This is a genomic window from Bradyrhizobium sp. Leo170 (genome assembly GCF_004296405.1).
Classification (GTDB): domain Bacteria; phylum Pseudomonadota; class Alphaproteobacteria; order Rhizobiales; family Xanthobacteraceae; genus Bradyrhizobium.
The window spans coordinates 1-449 of record NZ_PSRR01000880.1 but is presented as its reverse complement, the minus strand read 5'-3'; the positions used below and the strand labels follow the sequence as shown (position 1 = coordinate 449).

Below are 449 nucleotides of genomic sequence, written 5' to 3'. Positions count from 1 at the left end.
AGGGGTCAGGTATTTCAGCGACGAGTGAGGCCGCCAGATATTGTAGTCGGCGACCCAAGCCGCGATCTTGGCGCGGGCGTCATCCAGATCGAAGAACAGGGTCTCGTTGAGCAGTTCATCGCGCATCCGGCCGTTGAAACTCTCGATGAAGCCGTTCTGCATCGGCTTTCCCGGCGCGATAAAGTGCCAATCGATGACCGTGTCCTTGCTCCAGGCGAGCATGGCGTTGCAGGTGAAGGGGGATTACATCTTTCGCGACTCGGACGAGGCCGGCACCGAGATTGTCTCCATCATGTTCGAGATGAAGAACGAGAGCGATAAGACCGCAACGAAGAGCAAAAACGAGGACTTTCTCAAGGAACTCGACCGGGATCGCACCGAGAAAGGCTGCGAGTATGCCATCCTGGTCTCACTGCTCGAACCTGACAGCGGACTCTACAACGCTGGTA

Annotated in this window: 2 pseudogenes; one reads left to right on the top strand and one right to left on the bottom strand. The window is 56.8% G+C overall.

Going from position 1 to position 449, the window contains the following annotated elements:
• Positions 1-237 (bottom strand): annotated as a pseudogene (locus CWO89_RS45210) (integrase core domain-containing protein); the annotation flags it as partial.
• Here CWO89_RS45210 and CWO89_RS45205 point away from each other — a divergent pair.
• Positions 236-449 (top strand): annotated as a pseudogene (locus CWO89_RS45205) (DUF2130 domain-containing protein); the annotation flags it as partial. The pseudogenes CWO89_RS45210 and CWO89_RS45205 overlap by 2 nt on opposite strands.